Below are 15,060 nucleotides of genomic sequence, written 5' to 3' on the forward strand. Positions count from 1 at the left end.
ATTATCTAAATCAATTGCGGTTTCTTCTGGGACAGTAGATTCCAGTTCTCCAGTAATTGCCGATTCTGTGGAAACAGCGATCGCATTATCTAAATTAATTGCGGGTTCTGCTGGGACAGTAGATTCCAGTTCTCCAGTAATTACCGATTCTGCGGAAACAGCGATCGCATTATCGAAATTAATTGCGGTTTCTTCTGGGACAGTAGATTCCAGTTCTCCAGTAATTACCGATTCTGCGGAAACAGCGATCGCATTATCGAAATTAATTGCGGTTTCTGCTGGGACAGTAGATTCCAGTTCTCCAGTAATTACCAGTTCTGCGGTAACAGCAATCGCATTATCGAAATTAATTGCGGGTTCTGCTGGGATAGTAGATTCCAGTTCTCCAATTACCAGTTCTGCGGTAACAGCGATCACATCTGGTTTTGCTGGGGCAGTGCATTCCAGATTTTCAGAAACAGTATTTTGCTGAACGAGTAAATATGATTCTAACTTCTCCCTCTGCTTCGCCTCCTCTTCTTCTTGAGACAAAACTTGTATTTGGACTTTGTATTGCCAAGATTTACCCAGCAGATCCGACATCAAATCACCAGAACAGCGCAACTCCCAAACTCCCGCCTGGAAGTAGGTAAAAGGAATTACCGCCATTAAGCCTTCTGAGTTAGTGCGACGCGATCGCTTGAAAATTCGCCGCGTTGGTTGAACTTCCTGGGTTGAAGAGTGAGTTACCCGTACTTCCACATCTGTATTCGGAAGGCTAGAACGAGCCAAAACTCTATACTGTCCTTCCAAAATTTCCAAATTTGGCGATTCTAGGATATGCCACGAGCGAGCGCCTTGTTTCTGTATCAGAAATTGCCAGTGTTCCATTGTAAGTGATGCCCAGACCGACGAGCCGCTGAGTAATATTGTGTATTAACTTGCTTGCAAGTTTACCTCAGTATTTTAGAAATGCATCACTTAAATGGCTATCAAGTTAACTCAGTTTTACTGACTTGAATTATCACACTTTCACCAGTCACGTCAAGGAAATTTCAAAGATTCGCCATGTTGCTTGTGGATAAAGCTTTTGTTATTTTCTGAATATTAAGTTTGACACTCTCAAGTGCTAAATTAACAGGGTTCAGTGGATACCCTTGGCTGTATCTGCCCAACTTATTACAAAGATTTTTGTATTATTTTTTACTACAATGTCCAATTTGCAATGTACACAACGTACAATAAATTCAGATTCACTTGACAATTTTTATTGAATACGTAATTGCCCACATTTTTGCTACAAAGAGGTAGGATGTGGCTCTTAAGTGTCATCTGCGATCGCCAATCACAACACTTAACCCTAGCTTAACCCTAGATATATCTATGGGGTAAATCCAAAATCCAAAATCTAAAATCCAAAATTGTTTGACAATGAGGATTTACAGGAGGGATTCGATGTTAGTCATTTTAATGGACGATCAAATCCTTGCCCCTGAGCAAGTTTGTCAGTCTTGTTTACTCGCTGACGGGAGCGGTCAACCACGTTGGCGTGGTGGTCAACTGCGCTGTGGTCAAGCTATTCGCAAACTTACTCAACAGCAGCCCGATCAGTATGAGTGCATGATGGGCTTTCGCGTTGCCCATATAGAATAGTTGAATTTGTCAGCAAAACCAAGCAACTGCGTTATCCTAAGCTCAAGTGACTATAGAAATTTAACCACAGGAGAACGCATAATGTCTTGGCGCGGGTCTACAACAGTTTCAGATCGGATTTTTGCTTCCTTGCCTTATTTGCTTCCTCTAGTTGAAGTTTTTGTATTTGGTAGATATTTGTTCTCAGAGTTTCCACCACTACAACTGCTGTTTCTGCCGCTTTTGCCATTGTTAAATATTTACTATGGTGTACGTTATGCAGGAATGATTATTTTCTTTGCTTTATTTTTGCTGGTAGTGAGAAACGAAAAAATTAGTCACTTTATTCGTTTCAACACCATGCAAGCAATCCTTTTGGACATCATTATCTTTTTGTTTGGCATCCTGACTGATGTTGTGGGACTAATTCCCGCTGGTGGTTTTGCAATCCAAACCCTATCCACAACCATTTTTATCGGCATAGTGGGAGCAGCAGCATATTCAGTCATTCAATCTGCGATCGGACGTTATGCCGAAATTCCAGCGATTTCCGATGCAGTGTATATGCAGGTGCGTTAGAAGTTAACGAACCGCTACAGTGTTTTCCAGGCGACCAATACCTTCAATTTCAACGCGGACGCGATCGCCTGGATGCAATGGATTGACACCCTCTGGTGTACCTGTAAGCACCAAATCACCGGGTAATAACGTCATCACCTGACTGATATAGGAAACTAGAACATCGGGGGAAAACACCATCTGATCGATACAAGCAGATTGGACTGGATTAACGTCGTCATTTACAAAAGTCTGTAATCTCGCTCCAGGATTTAATTCTCGTACAATCCAAGGGCCCAAAGGGCAGAAAGTATCAAAACCTTTGGCTCGCGTCCATTGACCATCCTTTTTTTGTAAATCCCGCGCTGTGACATCATTAGCGATGGTGTAGCCCCAAATTTTGGTTTGGGCTACCTCTGGTGTGCATTCAAAGGCGTAATCGCCAATCACTAATGCTAACTCTCCTTCGTAGTCAACTCTTTGCGACTGGGGAGGATATTTAATTTCCCTCTCAGATGGAATGATCGACGTGGGTGGCTTGAGAAAGATTAATGGTTCTGAAGGTACTGGAGTTCCCATTTCGGCTGCATGATCTGCATAATTTTTACCTACCGCCACAATTTTTGAAGGAGCGCAGGGAGCCAGAATTTGGTAATTTCCTGGTGTTAAAGTTAAATCAGTGGGTTGTCCATGTAACCAGGGCGGAGCATCTAGCACCTGCACATTCAGGGAGAGATGTAGTAACCCATAATAAATCTGTCCTTCTGGATTTTGAATTCGCACGTAGCGCTGCGCCATAACCTTAATGAATATCCTTTTATATGCGATTAGAAGCTGTAAGCAGGTGGCAATCGTTCAGTTAGCTGTTTGACGAACCAATTGAGCCTTGAGCAAAAAAGCGATCGCCGCTATAGATGCCTTCACAAAAAGATAACCTTTGACAAAGCTGATAGCTCGATCAATCTTGCTAAAGAAATATCGGGGTTGCCTCCCGACCTAGTTTTCATTATGGGCATCCAAAAAATCCAAATTTTGGCGATTTGGCTAATGAAACAAAATTGAAAACTGGTAAGATTATAATTCCTTGTTGCTTCAGATGTTGATCTATACTGGCATTTTTAATGTAAAAAAGGTATAAATTAGCATCAGCAGCCACTTTTGTCCATGAGGAAATTGGAAAATATGACTACAAGTTACGAAACAATGTACATTCTGCGTCCTGACCTCGGAGAGGAACAGGTAGAGCAAGCAGTTACTAAATATCAGAATTTGCTTCGCGATCAAGGCGCTGAAGATATCCAAATTCAAAATCGTGGTAAGCGTCGTCTGGCTTATGAAATCAAAAAACATCGCGATGGCATCTACATCCAATTAAACTACGGTGCCCCGGCAACTGCGATCGCTCCCTTTGAACGTGCCATGCGCTTGAGTGAAGAAGTAATTCGCTATCTGACAGTTAAGCAAGAAATTGCCGAAGAAAAACCTCCTAAAGAGGAAAAGGAAAGGCCCACTAAAGTAGCTGCGACTGCAACAGTGTAATGAATGGGGAGTAGGAAGTAGGGAGTAGGGTGCAGGGTGCAGGGTGCAGGGAGATGAGGAAAAAATAATTAATCCCCAATCCCCAATCCCCAATCCCCAAATCCCCAAATCCCATTCAATAAAATTTTGTATTTTTCTTTTCTCATGACCGAAAACGGCTCATGATACAAGCCCCTAAATTTATGGGAATCATTAATTTTGAATTTTGTTAGCGCAGCGTAAAGCCTGCGGCATGGCTTCTCTACGAGACGCTGCGCGAACGCTTAGAGCGAATCTGTGAGCGTCATTTTGAATTTTGAATTCGGAGCGAAGCGACGTGACTAGTTTGGGAATGCTAAATTAACAAATACTTGCCAAAGGTAGTACTCCCGCAGTTATACCTAAGAGTGGACAAGATTCTGAATGGGAGCTTTAAGCTACTGTGATCCAATCTGATACACCGAATATTCAAGTTCTATCTACCGAAGTATCGCAGCTACGCCAAGAGTTGCAACTTCGCGATCAATTAGTACAACAACTATCTCAAGAACTTTTCCGGCTGGTAAAGGGCAATACTAGTTTTATGCCCCCACAGCCGGATATTGAACAAGATTTAAGCCAGTTACACGCTTTGCAAGAACAACTCCAGGCTGTAGAGCAGCAGGTGGGGTTCTACCAAGAGCAAATTACAACTCGTGACTCCGAAATTTATCAATTGCGACAGTCAGTTCAAGAACTCACCGATCGCACTCGGATGTTAGAACAAGTAGTACAAGAGTTGCCTCAAATTTACCGACGGAAGTTTGAGGAGCGGATGACGCCAGTCAGAGAAAAAGTAGCAATGCTACAACGCGAAAACCGCCAATTACAAGCAGAACTGCAAAGCGTGAGTTACCGTTTAGCACTCAAAACTCGCAATGCTAGTCATAGCGGTATTGATCTGCCAAATTTTCCCCGTCCAGCATCCGAACAAACTAACATTTCGACTCCCCAGAATGCCTAATATTACCATTATGGTGGAACCTTAAGAGGTAAGAAATTGTTGCGGCAAAGGATTTTGGAGACTATTTAATTATTTATGCCGCTCTACTTAGAAAAATTAGCTCAGAGTAATTTGTAATTTGAAAATCCCTGTCTTTAAAAGATTGGGGAGTGTCAGCAAGAATTACATTTGCTTTGACCGATTTTTGCTATTGTCTGCTTTAAGAGGATGTTTGAAAAGTAGTAGAGCATACATACCAAACACCCTACTTGTATTCATTGCTCTCCCTGTTGGTATCAGCCTGCCGTTAGGCAAGCAAAGAAATGCTTTGAAACCCCCATTCCCCGATCGGGAAGGCAGGGTGGTTTCATCCGAAAAAAGAAAAAGATAGAAGCTTTTATAAGAAGAATTCAGAACTCAGGAGTCAGAATGGGCTAAACGCCCCGCTACCGCTAACAGTATGAATTCTGTACGAGTGGGAAATAAATATTGGTTAAAACCATACAACTCTTAGAGATGCTACCGCGTAGCAAGATCCTCGTAGGGGTACGTCCCGCTACGCGCTTTCGCCCCTGGTGGGCGAAAAAAATTAAAATATTCTCGCTTGAAAACTCTATACCTTTATGGGTAGAGTATTCACCAATTCTGACTCTTGTTTTATTTATCGTTTAGAGCCATAAATTTTTACCCATCTCCAAAGCTCTCTCCGAGGTGGAGAGAAGCTTTGCAACCCGGTTTTAATTTTTCTGAAACCATCCTGCCATTCAGAAGGCTAGGGGTTAGGTTTATGAGATTGCCATGTTAGCAATAGTACTTTTCAAACATCCTATTTGGTAGATGGTTTGCAGTAAGCAGATTCATTCATCTCGCTCAAAACCATGAGTTTTCTTCAACATTCTTCTCTAGAAAAAAAGAACATCAGCCTGCTAGCACCAGACTGTTATCTTGGAGAATGTGAAAAAATACAAATATTGCTTGACTTTACCATCCTTCTATCGGTAGATTTATTAGTTAGCCTGCTAGCACCAGACTGTTATCTTTGACGGTAGTAAAAATGTCTTGGTAAGTATTGAAAATTTCAAATACTGTATCGAGTTGGGTAAGTTCCAAAATTAACCGTACAGGAGCTTGCACGTTGCATAAAACCAAGCGGCAACCACTCTGGCGTGCAGCTTTTAACCCTTTGACTAAAGGGACTAATCCAGAACTGTCCATAAAATTAACCTCTGTGAGGTCGATAATCCAGAGTTGATGAGCTTGAGGTACAACTCCAGCCATCTGTTCACTTAAGGCCTTACCGCCTTCCAAATCTATGCTTCCTTCGGGTTTAAAGAAAATCACTGGAAATTCTTGTTGTGTGAGAGCCATGAATTTAACAGGGTAATTGGAACACTTGACAAAAAAACTGAAAAAAGACATCAATACTTCTTTTCTTTCAACGACAAAATGACTGTTTTACCCGGATATTTGGGCAATTGCAGTCGTATAGTTGAAAGAAATTATTTCAGTATTCATGCCGTATAATTTGTGATAACTTCCATCAATATAGGCATAAGGGTCTGATAATTTCGGTATCAAGCGTATCTTTTACAAAATTTTTATAATTAAACTTCAAGTTTATAAATTTTCTATAAATTTTTTATTCTATTTTTAATAAATATTTAGTTTGTGGTAATAAATTTCAAGAATCACACCGCTAATAGTCGAAAATTGATAGTTACCATAGACTATAAGTTATGGATAGGGCAGAATTAAACTAATGACTTAATGAATGAATCTAGTGGTTTGATTGACACCCCACTCAAAAACAAGCAAAGATGTAGTAAAAGTAAAAATTTGTAAAGACGGCGGTGCGGGATGTCTTTAGAGCTGATTTCACTAGAAAATATCCAGAAAGTCGCCCACACTTACGGGTATTGGGCAATTTTCTTGGGAATTTTGCTAGAAAATTTAGGCATTCCCCTTCCTGGTGAAACCGTGACCTTAGTAGGCGGGTTTCTAGCTGGCAGCGATGAACTAAATTTCTGGCTGGTTCTCGGTGACGCAATTATGGGTGCTGTCATTGGTGGCACTTGTGGCTACTGGATTGGTAGAGTTAGCGGTTGGGCTTTTCTGGTAAAAGTTGGTAGCATTTTTCGGATTTCGGAAGTGCGACTACTAAGCATTAAAGAGCAATTTAGTCAAAATGCTGCTAAAGGGGTATTTTTTGGACGTTTTTTGGCATTGTTACGAGTTTTTGCTGCACCACTAGCTGGTATAGCTGAAATGCCCTTTGGAAAATTCTTTTTATACAACTTTTTAGGAGCAGTTGCTTGGGCTAGTTTGATGGTGACGTTAGCTTTTTTTGCTGGCAAAGTTGTCTCTTTAGAACAATTGGTTGCTTGGGTGGGTCAATTTGCGATCGCAGCGTTACTGATCCTCGCTGCCTTAATTATTGTGCCCCTGTGGCTAGAGTCTCGCCAAGTTAAGGAAGTGAGTAGTGAGGAGTGAGGAGGGAGGAGTGCTGAGTGCTGAGTTGAAAGACCGCCCACAAGGGGCGGGGCAAATACCTGCGATGATTTTACTGAGTACTCTTTTTCTTACTCAGCACTCAGCACTGAGTATGGTAAAGTGAAAAATTATTTCTTTTAACTTTCACTTCTTGTATTTTGCTTTTTGAACTCCTAACTCCTAACTCCTAACTTTTAGCGTGCCGCGACCAAATGCGAGTTGGTAATCCCCAAACGTAGATAAAGCCTTCAGCGGCTTTGTGATCGAATTGGTCTTCGGCTCCGTAGGTTGCCAAATCAGGAGTGTAGAGGGAATTATCGCTCGAACGCCCAACGATCGTAGAGTTGCCCTTGAACAACTTCACTCGCACACTTCCAGAGACTCGTTCTTGTGTCTTTTGAATAAAAGCATCGAGTGCAACTTTCAGGGGACTGTACCACAAACCGTTGTAAACGATTTGGCTGTAAGTTTCTTCAATGCCGCGCTTGTAATGGGTGACATCTGCCGTTAAAGTCAAGCTTTCTAAATCTCTATGTGCCTGAATTAGCACCAACATCGCGGGTGATTCGTAGATTTCCCGCGATTTGATGCCCACCAGACGGTTTTCAATCATATCAATCCGGCCGATGCCATGATTGCCTGCAAGCTGATTGAGTTCTTCAATTAGCTCAACTGGCTTTTTCGCTATACCGTTGATGCTTGTCGGAATACCACCTTGGAAACCAATTTCGATGTACTCTGGCTCATTGGGAGTGTCAGCGATCGCTTTGGTCATTTCATAGATTTCTTCTGGTGGCTCAAATGACGGATCTTCAAGTAAACCAGCTTCAATACTACGACCGAGCAAATTCTTGTCAATGCTGTAGGGAGAAGATTTTTTGACTGGTGAGGGAATACCAAACTTTTCACCATAAGCGATGGTTTGCTCACGGCTCATCCCCCATTCTCTGGCTGGTGCGAGAATCTTCAGGTTGGGGTTCAGGGCGGTTACAGAGACATCAAAGCGAACCTGATCGTTACCTTTGCCAGTGCAACCGTGAGCGATCGCATCAGCACCATATTTTTCGGCTGTTTCTACTAATACCTTAGCAATCAGTGGACGGGCGAGGGCAGTGCCTAGAGGATAACGATTTTCATAAAGGGCGTTAGCTTGAATCGCTCCAAAGGCATAATCTTTAACAAAGCTGTCTTTGACATCCGCCACGAGGGATTCACTTGCACCGGATTTCAGAGCTTTTTCTCGAACTGGCTCTAATTCATCTCCCTGACCTAAATCTGCTGCTAGGGTAATCACCTCTTCCACACCCCACTCCTGTTTGAGGTAGGGGATGCAAACTGAAGTATCCACTCCACCAGAATATGCCAGGACAACCTTTTTGGCGCGACCCATTAATTTCTCCAGTTAGGACAACAAACAATGAGTCATTATTATATCTAAACTAATCCATGTATATTTTATTCATGCAACTGAATAATAAAAATCCCGACTTTTTAGAGAAGTCGGGAATCTGAGCCTTGCTATTTTCATAAATTACATAGGATTGCGATCGCTTCTAGATAAAACTTTTTTATATTGCTTTGTATCAGTTTTCACCAGACTCAATAAATGTGAAAAATTGACAGGGTGGATAATCCCACCCTGTTTTAGATAGATGCAAATAAACCGCCTAACAGTTTATTCTTGATAATCTGGTTTAAGCTTTTGTGCTTGATGGTCTAGAAGATCCGATCTTTTTACCCAAGAACAAACTCAACCCGAATACAGACAATCCCAGCATCAAACTTGGCTCTGGAACACTTGTGTAAGTGACGGTTTGAACACCCGCACTACTGGAGTCATTCAAATCGATAAAACTATCACGGTAGACATTAAAAGTGCTAGGTGTAAAATACAACCCTAACCCCGCTTGGTTCAAAATTTTTCCTGAAAAGTCAGTGAAAACTGACGCTAAAGGATCATCCGCTTCAGTGTATAACTGTCCACCATAGGTAGCAGAAATCTTTAAACCTTCGGCGATGGTTACTTCTTGATCGTCTGCTGCTGCTGCTTGGTCGAATGAAAAAGTGCCTGTGAGAGTTTTATCGTTGTTAGAAAAATTATAAGTTAGGGCTACTGCTTGGGCGGGGATAGTCTCACTTAAGGAAAAAATCAAAGCAGTTCCTACCGTTGCAGCGGCTAACTTCTTGAAGATGGAGTCAGTCATTTTTTTACATTGATAAAAGAACCATTTTTTGAGACAGAGACGCGTGTTACCAAGTCTCTGCAACACAAAGCTTGTCAGTTAGTATTTCGTGAGTGGTGCGGACTTGCGATCGCAGTTTTCATCGCTTGGAAGATATGACTCTGATCGACCACACCCCGAACACCGGGCGCAGTGTAAGTACCAGAACTATCTGTGAATTGAAGCTTTTGTCCAAAAGATCGAGTCAGGGTTGATGAATAAGCACCCTGATAGTACACAGGTACAATCCGGCGGCTATGGCTACCCCAGAGGTACTTGTAATTTGGATCGGCTCCCCAGAAGTGACCAGCTTCTCTAGGATTGTGCTTGTTGAAGGTGATGTCTTTGGCGTTATACTTCAAGCCTCTAGCCTGATTCGGGTCAGGATTAGGAGTCAATTTAGAGGCAAAATCATTATTCAGAGTTAGATAGTGGTCATGATCAGCAGTAACCAGTAGTAGGTTCTTACTCCAACCACCATGATTTTCTACCCAAGTAATCACCTGCTGGACTGCTTTATCAAAATCATTCATAGCGCCAATTAGGTTATCCATGTTGTTGTCATGAGCAGCCCAATCGATATCGCCTCCCTCAACCATTAGCCAAAAACCATCTTTGTCTTTACCTAGAACTGTTAAAGCTGCTTTGGTCAGATCAGCCAAAGTCGGATTTTCGTTAATCTCTCTGGCAATAAAGCTAGCATCGGTTTCACCGGGAGCCAGAGGACGGACAGTATCAGGTGTAGGGCCACTAACTGGGTTTCCTGCTGCGTCAACGACAGGAACACAATCCCCAGATGTACCAGGAATAATTTGACCTGATGGACAGGGATTTACACTCTTAACAACAGAGCTATAGAGCGAGCCGTTGTTCAGACCTGTGAGACTGTAGTCTCCCTTAGAAGAACTCGTAGGAAGGTTGCCTTCTTGTCCACGCGCACCATATAGACCAAATAATTTATCTCCCTTATTTGGATTGAGTTTAGCAGCCGTATTTAGCAATGTCTGAGTTGCATTTGGCCCACGTTCCAAAAAGGTATAGCCATAACGATTTGACGTAGGGTTATTGCTGAGATGTTGATAAGTGTCTTCTGTAATGTACGTATAGTTAAAGACGCCTTCCGCAGTACTTGTACTACTTTTATTGTCAAAGTCTTTCGGATGACCACCACCCAACAAAACATTAGGCTGAAAGTTTAGTAAAGTCTGTTGCAGAATACTGTCTTGGTTAGTCTTGGTGGGGTCGTACTTACTATCGTATTTGCTGCGACGATTCACAAAAGAAGCAGCAGCACCAGGCGTTGCGTGGCTAATGGGTACGGAAGTCACTAGTCCTGTAGACTTATTATTTTCCTTGGCAATTTCCAGGATGGTTTTCAACTTTTTCTCGTAAATGTCTACACCCATCGCGTTGTTAAAGCTCTTTACGCCAGTATAAAGAGTTGTCGCGGTGTTAGCAGAGTCGGGATAACTGTGTTTTATGTACTCTTTGTCATAAGTACCAGGATTAGCAGGGGTTAGAGGAATCCAAGGAAGAGGACCACCCTTGCTAGGGTCGTAGCCTGTGAGATTACCTTCTGCTAAACTGTTGCCATCAAGGCGATCGCCTGGATTAAAAGGAGTAGGCTTGAATGAAAAGTTGGGACGAAGAGGACTTACACCTGTGAGTGTATTAGATCCATCTAGAGCAGAGTTACCTGTTAGGTGGGGTTGACCTGTTGGATTGGCTGGTGTATTTCCCTCAATTGTTGTGCCGTAAGTTGTTACCAGCCCATATCCACTTAGCTTTTGGAAGCTCAGACCTGAGCCTTTACCACTGGTGTAAAAAGGAGCGCCTTTGGCAACGGCTGCGGCTCGGGCCATATTCCAACCCATACCATCGCCAATCATGATAATTACGTTAACTCCATTACCAGCGGCTAGAGTCGGCTGAAAAACAGAATTACCAAATATGAGTAGGACGGTAGAGAGCAAGCCGACCATAGTCAAAGCTAGCGATCGCTTGTACTTTCGCAAAAATGAAATCATTGCAATGTGCCTTAGAATTAATTGAGCAAGTATTAGCCGTTAGTACTGATAAAAGTTTGGTTCTAGGTGAGTAGCACCAAAGTCTGAGTATGTAGAAGTTACATCTGGCACAGTTGAGGGTGTGGGATAACTTGGGTTAGAGGCGGTTGCTGGTTGTTGATTTGATGTTTCCAAGAACAATAAAACAGCCAAAACCAGACCAGATATGAACCAAGCCAAGATGCGTTTGTACTGTTTCAGTAATGAAATCATTGGGGATTTTTGCATGAAACTCATCATCAGGAAACCTCCTAATTAATAACTGGTCACGATGCTTTGACAATTAAAGTCAATGTCAATAAGCATGATTTTAAAATGTTAATTTAAGTAATTTAGACAAACAAATTAATTTGCTTTATTAGGAGACAACATAAATACTAAATCTTGTTTAAATAAAGGATGAATTGGCATTAATGATGGCTTTTTGTAGCTAGTTAGCTGCAAAGTTATTTCAGCAATATGAAAAGTTTGTCGGATGTGATTTTCCAAGTTATTGAGTAAGCGATCGCGTTCTTTGATGGTTGTACATTCAACCGTCAAGTTGGCACAAAGTATTACCTTATTTAAGCTAAGTGTCCAGATGTGGAGTTTTTCTACTTGCACAACACCAGGAAAAGATTTGAGAGATATTTCCACCTCAAGGGGATCAATTGATTCTGGTGCATATTCCAAAAAAATCTTTAAACTTTCTTGCACTAAAGGTAAAGCACTTAAACCCGTAAAAATTGCAACTACTAAACTAATAACAACATCTGCCCACCACCAATCCCAAAAATGAACGGCTATTGCAGCTATAATTACGCCCACAGAACTAGCAGTATCGGCGATGACATGAAGCAAAGCCCCGCGCAAGTTTAAATCGTCGTGAGTGTGGGGATGAAGCAAAATAATATTGAGCAGATTGACGATTAAACCTAACACGGCAATCCCTAACATTGGTAAGCCCAAAATGGCTGCTGGATGTTGCCAGCGTTGAATAGCTTCCAATATGATAAAAGTAGCGATCGCCAGCAAACCTAATCCATTTAACAAGGCTGCTAAAACTTCGATCCGCTGATTTCCAAAGGTTGCTTTTTTCTTAGCTGGTTGTTGTGCTAAAAAACTAGCAAGGAGAGATATTACTAAGGCTGTAATATCCGATAAAATGTGTCCTGCATCCGCCTGTAAAGATAAACTTTGACTCCATAAACCCACACTCCACTCAGCAATGAAAAAAACAGCAAGTAAACCTACTGTTAGCCACAATACTTTAGATTTTTGCTGATTATTCAATGCTTTTGCCGAATCATGTTCACATCCACACCATTCAAGTGAAAGCATTACTAGAAAAGCCTTTTACAGTACAGGATTCGCTCAATTGGTATGCCGCTTAAATTCACAAATATGTGAACACCAGAAAAATATTAACTTCTAAAAAGTTATCTTGCTTAGTTTAAGGAATGGTAATAATTGTGTTAAAAATGAACTTACAGAAAATATCCTATTAATAATTTATTGCTAATTGCACAATGACTTTGTTTGTAATCAAAACTTGCGATGCGTCAGTTGCTTGTCCCAAGGGGAACCGCAAGGGCGCACTAACTTCTCCATGCCTCTGCGTTTAAAAAACTTATGAACTTATGCAAAGCTGTACTAAGGAACAGTGTCAGCGCCCCATCTGTCCTATTCTGGAGATGGATAAATAGTGTTGTGGGTGGAGACTGTGTTTTTCAGCGTTGTGATACCGACTTATAATCGCCAACCGATTTTAGAAAAGTGCCTCCGCGCTTTGGAGGTGCAGGAGTTGAGTCAGCCAAATTCGGTTATTGATTACGAGATTGTCTTGGTAGATGATGGTTCTACTGATGGTACATTGGAGTGGTTGGCAGAACACAAAGAAGAGTTTCCCCATGTGCGCTGGTTTCAGCAAGACCATGCTGGCCCAGCTGCGGCTCGGAATTTGGGGGTAAAAGAGGCGCTGGGAGACACAATTATTTTTATTGATAGTGATTTAGTAGTGCTGAAGAATTTCCTGCAAGCTCATGATAACGCCTTAGTGCAGGGGAAAGAGAAATTGGGGAGCGATCGCCTTTTCACTTACGGCGCAGTTATTAATACTTGTAATTTCAACAATCCAACGGCTGAACCCTACAAAGTCACAGATTTTTCAGCAGCTTTTTTTGCTACGGGAAATGTCGCAATCCCCAAACATTGGCTAGAGAAAGCCGGACTTTTTGACACTAGCTTTCAACTCTATGGCTGGGAAGATTTAGAATTAGGTGTGCGACTCAAAAAACTAGGTTTGACACTAATTAAATGTCCAGAAGCCGTAGGATATCACTGGCATCCAGCATTTAACTTAGAACAAATTCCCCGATTAATTGACCAAGAAATTCAACGTGGACGTATGGGAGTTTTGTTTTATCAAAAACATCCCACATGGGAAGTGCGAATGATGATTCAAATGACTTGGCTGCATCGCTTACTTTGGGGTATTCTTTCACTTAATGGTGTACTGAATGAACGGACAATGGCTCCATTATTGCAATGGCTAATTAATTTAGGTAAACCGCAATTAGCTTTAGAAATTGCTCGAATCTTCCTCAACTGGTATAACGTGAAGGGTGTTTATGAAGCTTATGCTCAAATGCAGCAAACATTGTGATTGAAAAGTTGAGATCAGCAGGCAGAATATAGCATAGAGCGACAATGCAAAAACTTCTTTTTAATGACAGAGATAGATTTAGAGCGCAGGCCTTATTTCTTGGTGAGGATATTAACTTACAGACGTTGGAGAATTACATTTGCTTGGCGACTATGCCAGTAATGATTTCAGTCGGTGAACACGGCTGTGCGGTACTGCTGGACTATGGTGCAGTTGTCCTGTTTAATCTTGAGCCGATAGAAAAGGCAGTCTTCTTGACCAAACTATCCTCTCAAGTTAGTGACTCTTTTGCTGACCCAGAAACAGAAGAAGTGGAAGTTTATCTCAACGTTGTGGAGAGTGAGCGAGTTAAGGAAGGAAAAATTTTTCTCCATGAATTTAGTGTAGAACGCTTGCAGATAGTCGCAGATATTCTCGCTAAGAGTGTTGTGCTGTCTCATTATGAAACTAGCCTTGCGGCTGTATTCGATCAAATTGAACCATTTGCGGCTAGTCTCCAGCGTGAACACAGGGGAAGACGCCAGAGTAGGGAATTATTGCGTCAACTTGGGACTACGCTGTTAGTTCAACATAAAATTGTAGGTCGAGTAGAGATTATTGATAAGCCGGAGTTGCTTTGGGAGTCCCCACAGCTAGAAAACTTATATCTGCGCTTGGAGGATGAATACGAAATCCGTGAACGTCATAATGCCTTAGAACGCAAACTAGAGCTAATTACCCAAACAGCACAAACAGTACTGGAATTCATGCAGCATAGCAGTAGTCAGCGAGTGGAGTGGTATGTAGTGATTCTGATTGTGGTGGAGATTCTGCTGTCACTGTACGACATCATTTTTAAAGGCTGAAGACGCGATAAATCGCGTCTCTACATCAGGGTTTTGGGCTTCTCTGAATTGTTTGCAACTTCTACTAAGTAGGTAGGCGAGAAAATTTATAACTATGTCATTATGAACTGAGTGAAGCAAAATC

At 41.8% G+C, this 15,060-nt stretch carries 15 protein-coding genes and 1 pseudogene; 8 read left to right on the top strand and 8 right to left on the bottom strand.

Annotation, left to right across the window (positions count from 1 at the left end):
- Positions 1-870: pseudogene (locus V7L07_RS29315) on the bottom strand (hypothetical protein); the annotation flags it as partial.
- A 564-nt stretch (positions 871-1,434) separates the two neighbouring features.
- Here V7L07_RS29315 and V7L07_RS29320 point away from each other — a divergent pair.
- The gene (locus tag V7L07_RS29320) at positions 1,435-1,632 is read left to right on the top strand and encodes a hypothetical protein (protein WP_334910738.1); all 198 of its coding nucleotides are present in this window, start codon (positions 1,435-1,437) and stop codon (positions 1,630-1,632) included.
- Positions 1,633-1,713: 81 nt separating this feature from the next.
- Positions 1,714-2,190: a Tic20 family protein gene (locus tag V7L07_RS29325; RefSeq protein ID WP_335062724.1), complete on the top strand. Its 477-nt coding sequence runs from the start codon at positions 1,714-1,716 to the stop codon at positions 2,188-2,190.
- A gap of 3 nt (positions 2,191-2,193) precedes the next feature.
- Here the strand turns inward: V7L07_RS29325 and V7L07_RS29330 are convergent, their stop codons facing one another.
- A complete protein-coding gene (locus V7L07_RS29330) occupies positions 2,194-2,967 on the bottom strand; it encodes a fumarylacetoacetate hydrolase family protein (RefSeq protein WP_335062726.1) in 774 nt (257 codons plus the stop codon).
- A 69-nt stretch (positions 2,968-3,036) separates the two neighbouring features.
- Between V7L07_RS29330 and V7L07_RS29335 the strand changes: the two genes are divergently transcribed.
- From V7L07_RS29335 to V7L07_RS29345, 3 genes are all read left to right on the top strand, one after another.
- A complete protein-coding gene (locus tag V7L07_RS29335; protein WP_335062728.1) occupies positions 3,037-3,231 on the top strand; it encodes a hypothetical protein in 195 nt (64 codons plus the stop codon).
- 120 nt (positions 3,232-3,351) lie between these two features.
- Entirely contained in the window at positions 3,352-3,708 is a 357-nt protein-coding gene (gene rpsF / locus V7L07_RS29340) for a 30S ribosomal protein S6 (protein ID WP_179065663.1), read from the top strand.
- A 421-nt stretch (positions 3,709-4,129) separates the two neighbouring features.
- A complete protein-coding gene (locus V7L07_RS29345; RefSeq protein ID WP_335062730.1) occupies positions 4,130-4,690 on the top strand; it encodes an Npun_F5560 family protein in 561 nt (186 codons plus the stop codon).
- 990 nt (positions 4,691-5,680) lie between these two features.
- Here the strand turns inward: V7L07_RS29345 and V7L07_RS29350 are convergent.
- A complete protein-coding gene (locus V7L07_RS29350) occupies positions 5,681-6,037 on the bottom strand; it encodes an STAS domain-containing protein (protein WP_335062732.1) in 357 nt (118 codons plus the stop codon).
- A 489-nt stretch (positions 6,038-6,526) separates the two neighbouring features.
- On the opposite strand from V7L07_RS29350, the gene V7L07_RS29355 reads away from it, so the two are divergent.
- Positions 6,527-7,159, top strand: coding sequence for a DedA family protein (locus V7L07_RS29355; protein WP_335062734.1), 633 nt, complete (start codon positions 6,527-6,529; stop codon positions 7,157-7,159).
- Positions 7,160-7,346: 187 nt separating this feature from the next.
- Here V7L07_RS29355 and V7L07_RS29360 read toward each other — a convergent pair whose 3' ends face one another.
- The 5 genes from V7L07_RS29360 to V7L07_RS29380 form a co-directional block, all read right to left on the bottom strand.
- A complete protein-coding gene (locus V7L07_RS29360; RefSeq protein WP_335062736.1) occupies positions 7,347-8,549 on the bottom strand; it encodes an argininosuccinate synthase in 1,203 nt (400 codons plus the stop codon).
- Positions 8,550-8,853: 304 nt separating this feature from the next.
- Positions 8,854-9,363 (bottom strand): PEP-CTERM sorting domain-containing protein, encoded by a 510-nt coding sequence (locus V7L07_RS29365; RefSeq protein ID WP_335062738.1) that lies wholly within the window; start codon positions 9,361-9,363, stop codon positions 8,854-8,856.
- A gap of 74 nt (positions 9,364-9,437) precedes the next feature.
- Entirely contained in the window at positions 9,438-11,408 is a 1,971-nt protein-coding gene (locus V7L07_RS29370) for an alkaline phosphatase (protein WP_335062740.1), read from the bottom strand.
- 39 nt (positions 11,409-11,447) lie between these two features.
- A complete protein-coding gene (locus tag V7L07_RS29375; RefSeq protein WP_335062742.1) occupies positions 11,448-11,687 on the bottom strand; it encodes a hypothetical protein in 240 nt (79 codons plus the stop codon).
- Positions 11,688-11,792: 105 nt separating this feature from the next.
- Positions 11,793-12,767, bottom strand: coding sequence for a cation diffusion facilitator family transporter (locus V7L07_RS29380; protein WP_335062744.1), 975 nt, complete (start codon positions 12,765-12,767; stop codon positions 11,793-11,795).
- Between the two features lie 382 nt (positions 12,768-13,149).
- Here V7L07_RS29380 and V7L07_RS29385 point away from each other — a divergent pair, with 382 nt between their 5' ends.
- Together V7L07_RS29385 and V7L07_RS29390 are read left to right on the top strand one after the other, a co-directional pair.
- Entirely contained in the window at positions 13,150-14,091 is a 942-nt protein-coding gene (locus tag V7L07_RS29385; RefSeq protein WP_335062746.1) for a glycosyltransferase family 2 protein, read from the top strand.
- A 44-nt stretch (positions 14,092-14,135) separates the two neighbouring features.
- Positions 14,136-14,936, top strand: coding sequence for an RMD1 family protein (locus V7L07_RS29390; protein ID WP_335062748.1), 801 nt, complete (start codon positions 14,136-14,138; stop codon positions 14,934-14,936).
- Positions 14,937-15,060: the final 124 nt, after the last annotated feature.

Origin of the sequence: Nostoc sp. (genome assembly GCF_036916985.1) — a bacterium.
Classification (GTDB): Bacteria; Cyanobacteriota; Cyanobacteriia; order Cyanobacteriales; family Nostocaceae; genus Nostoc.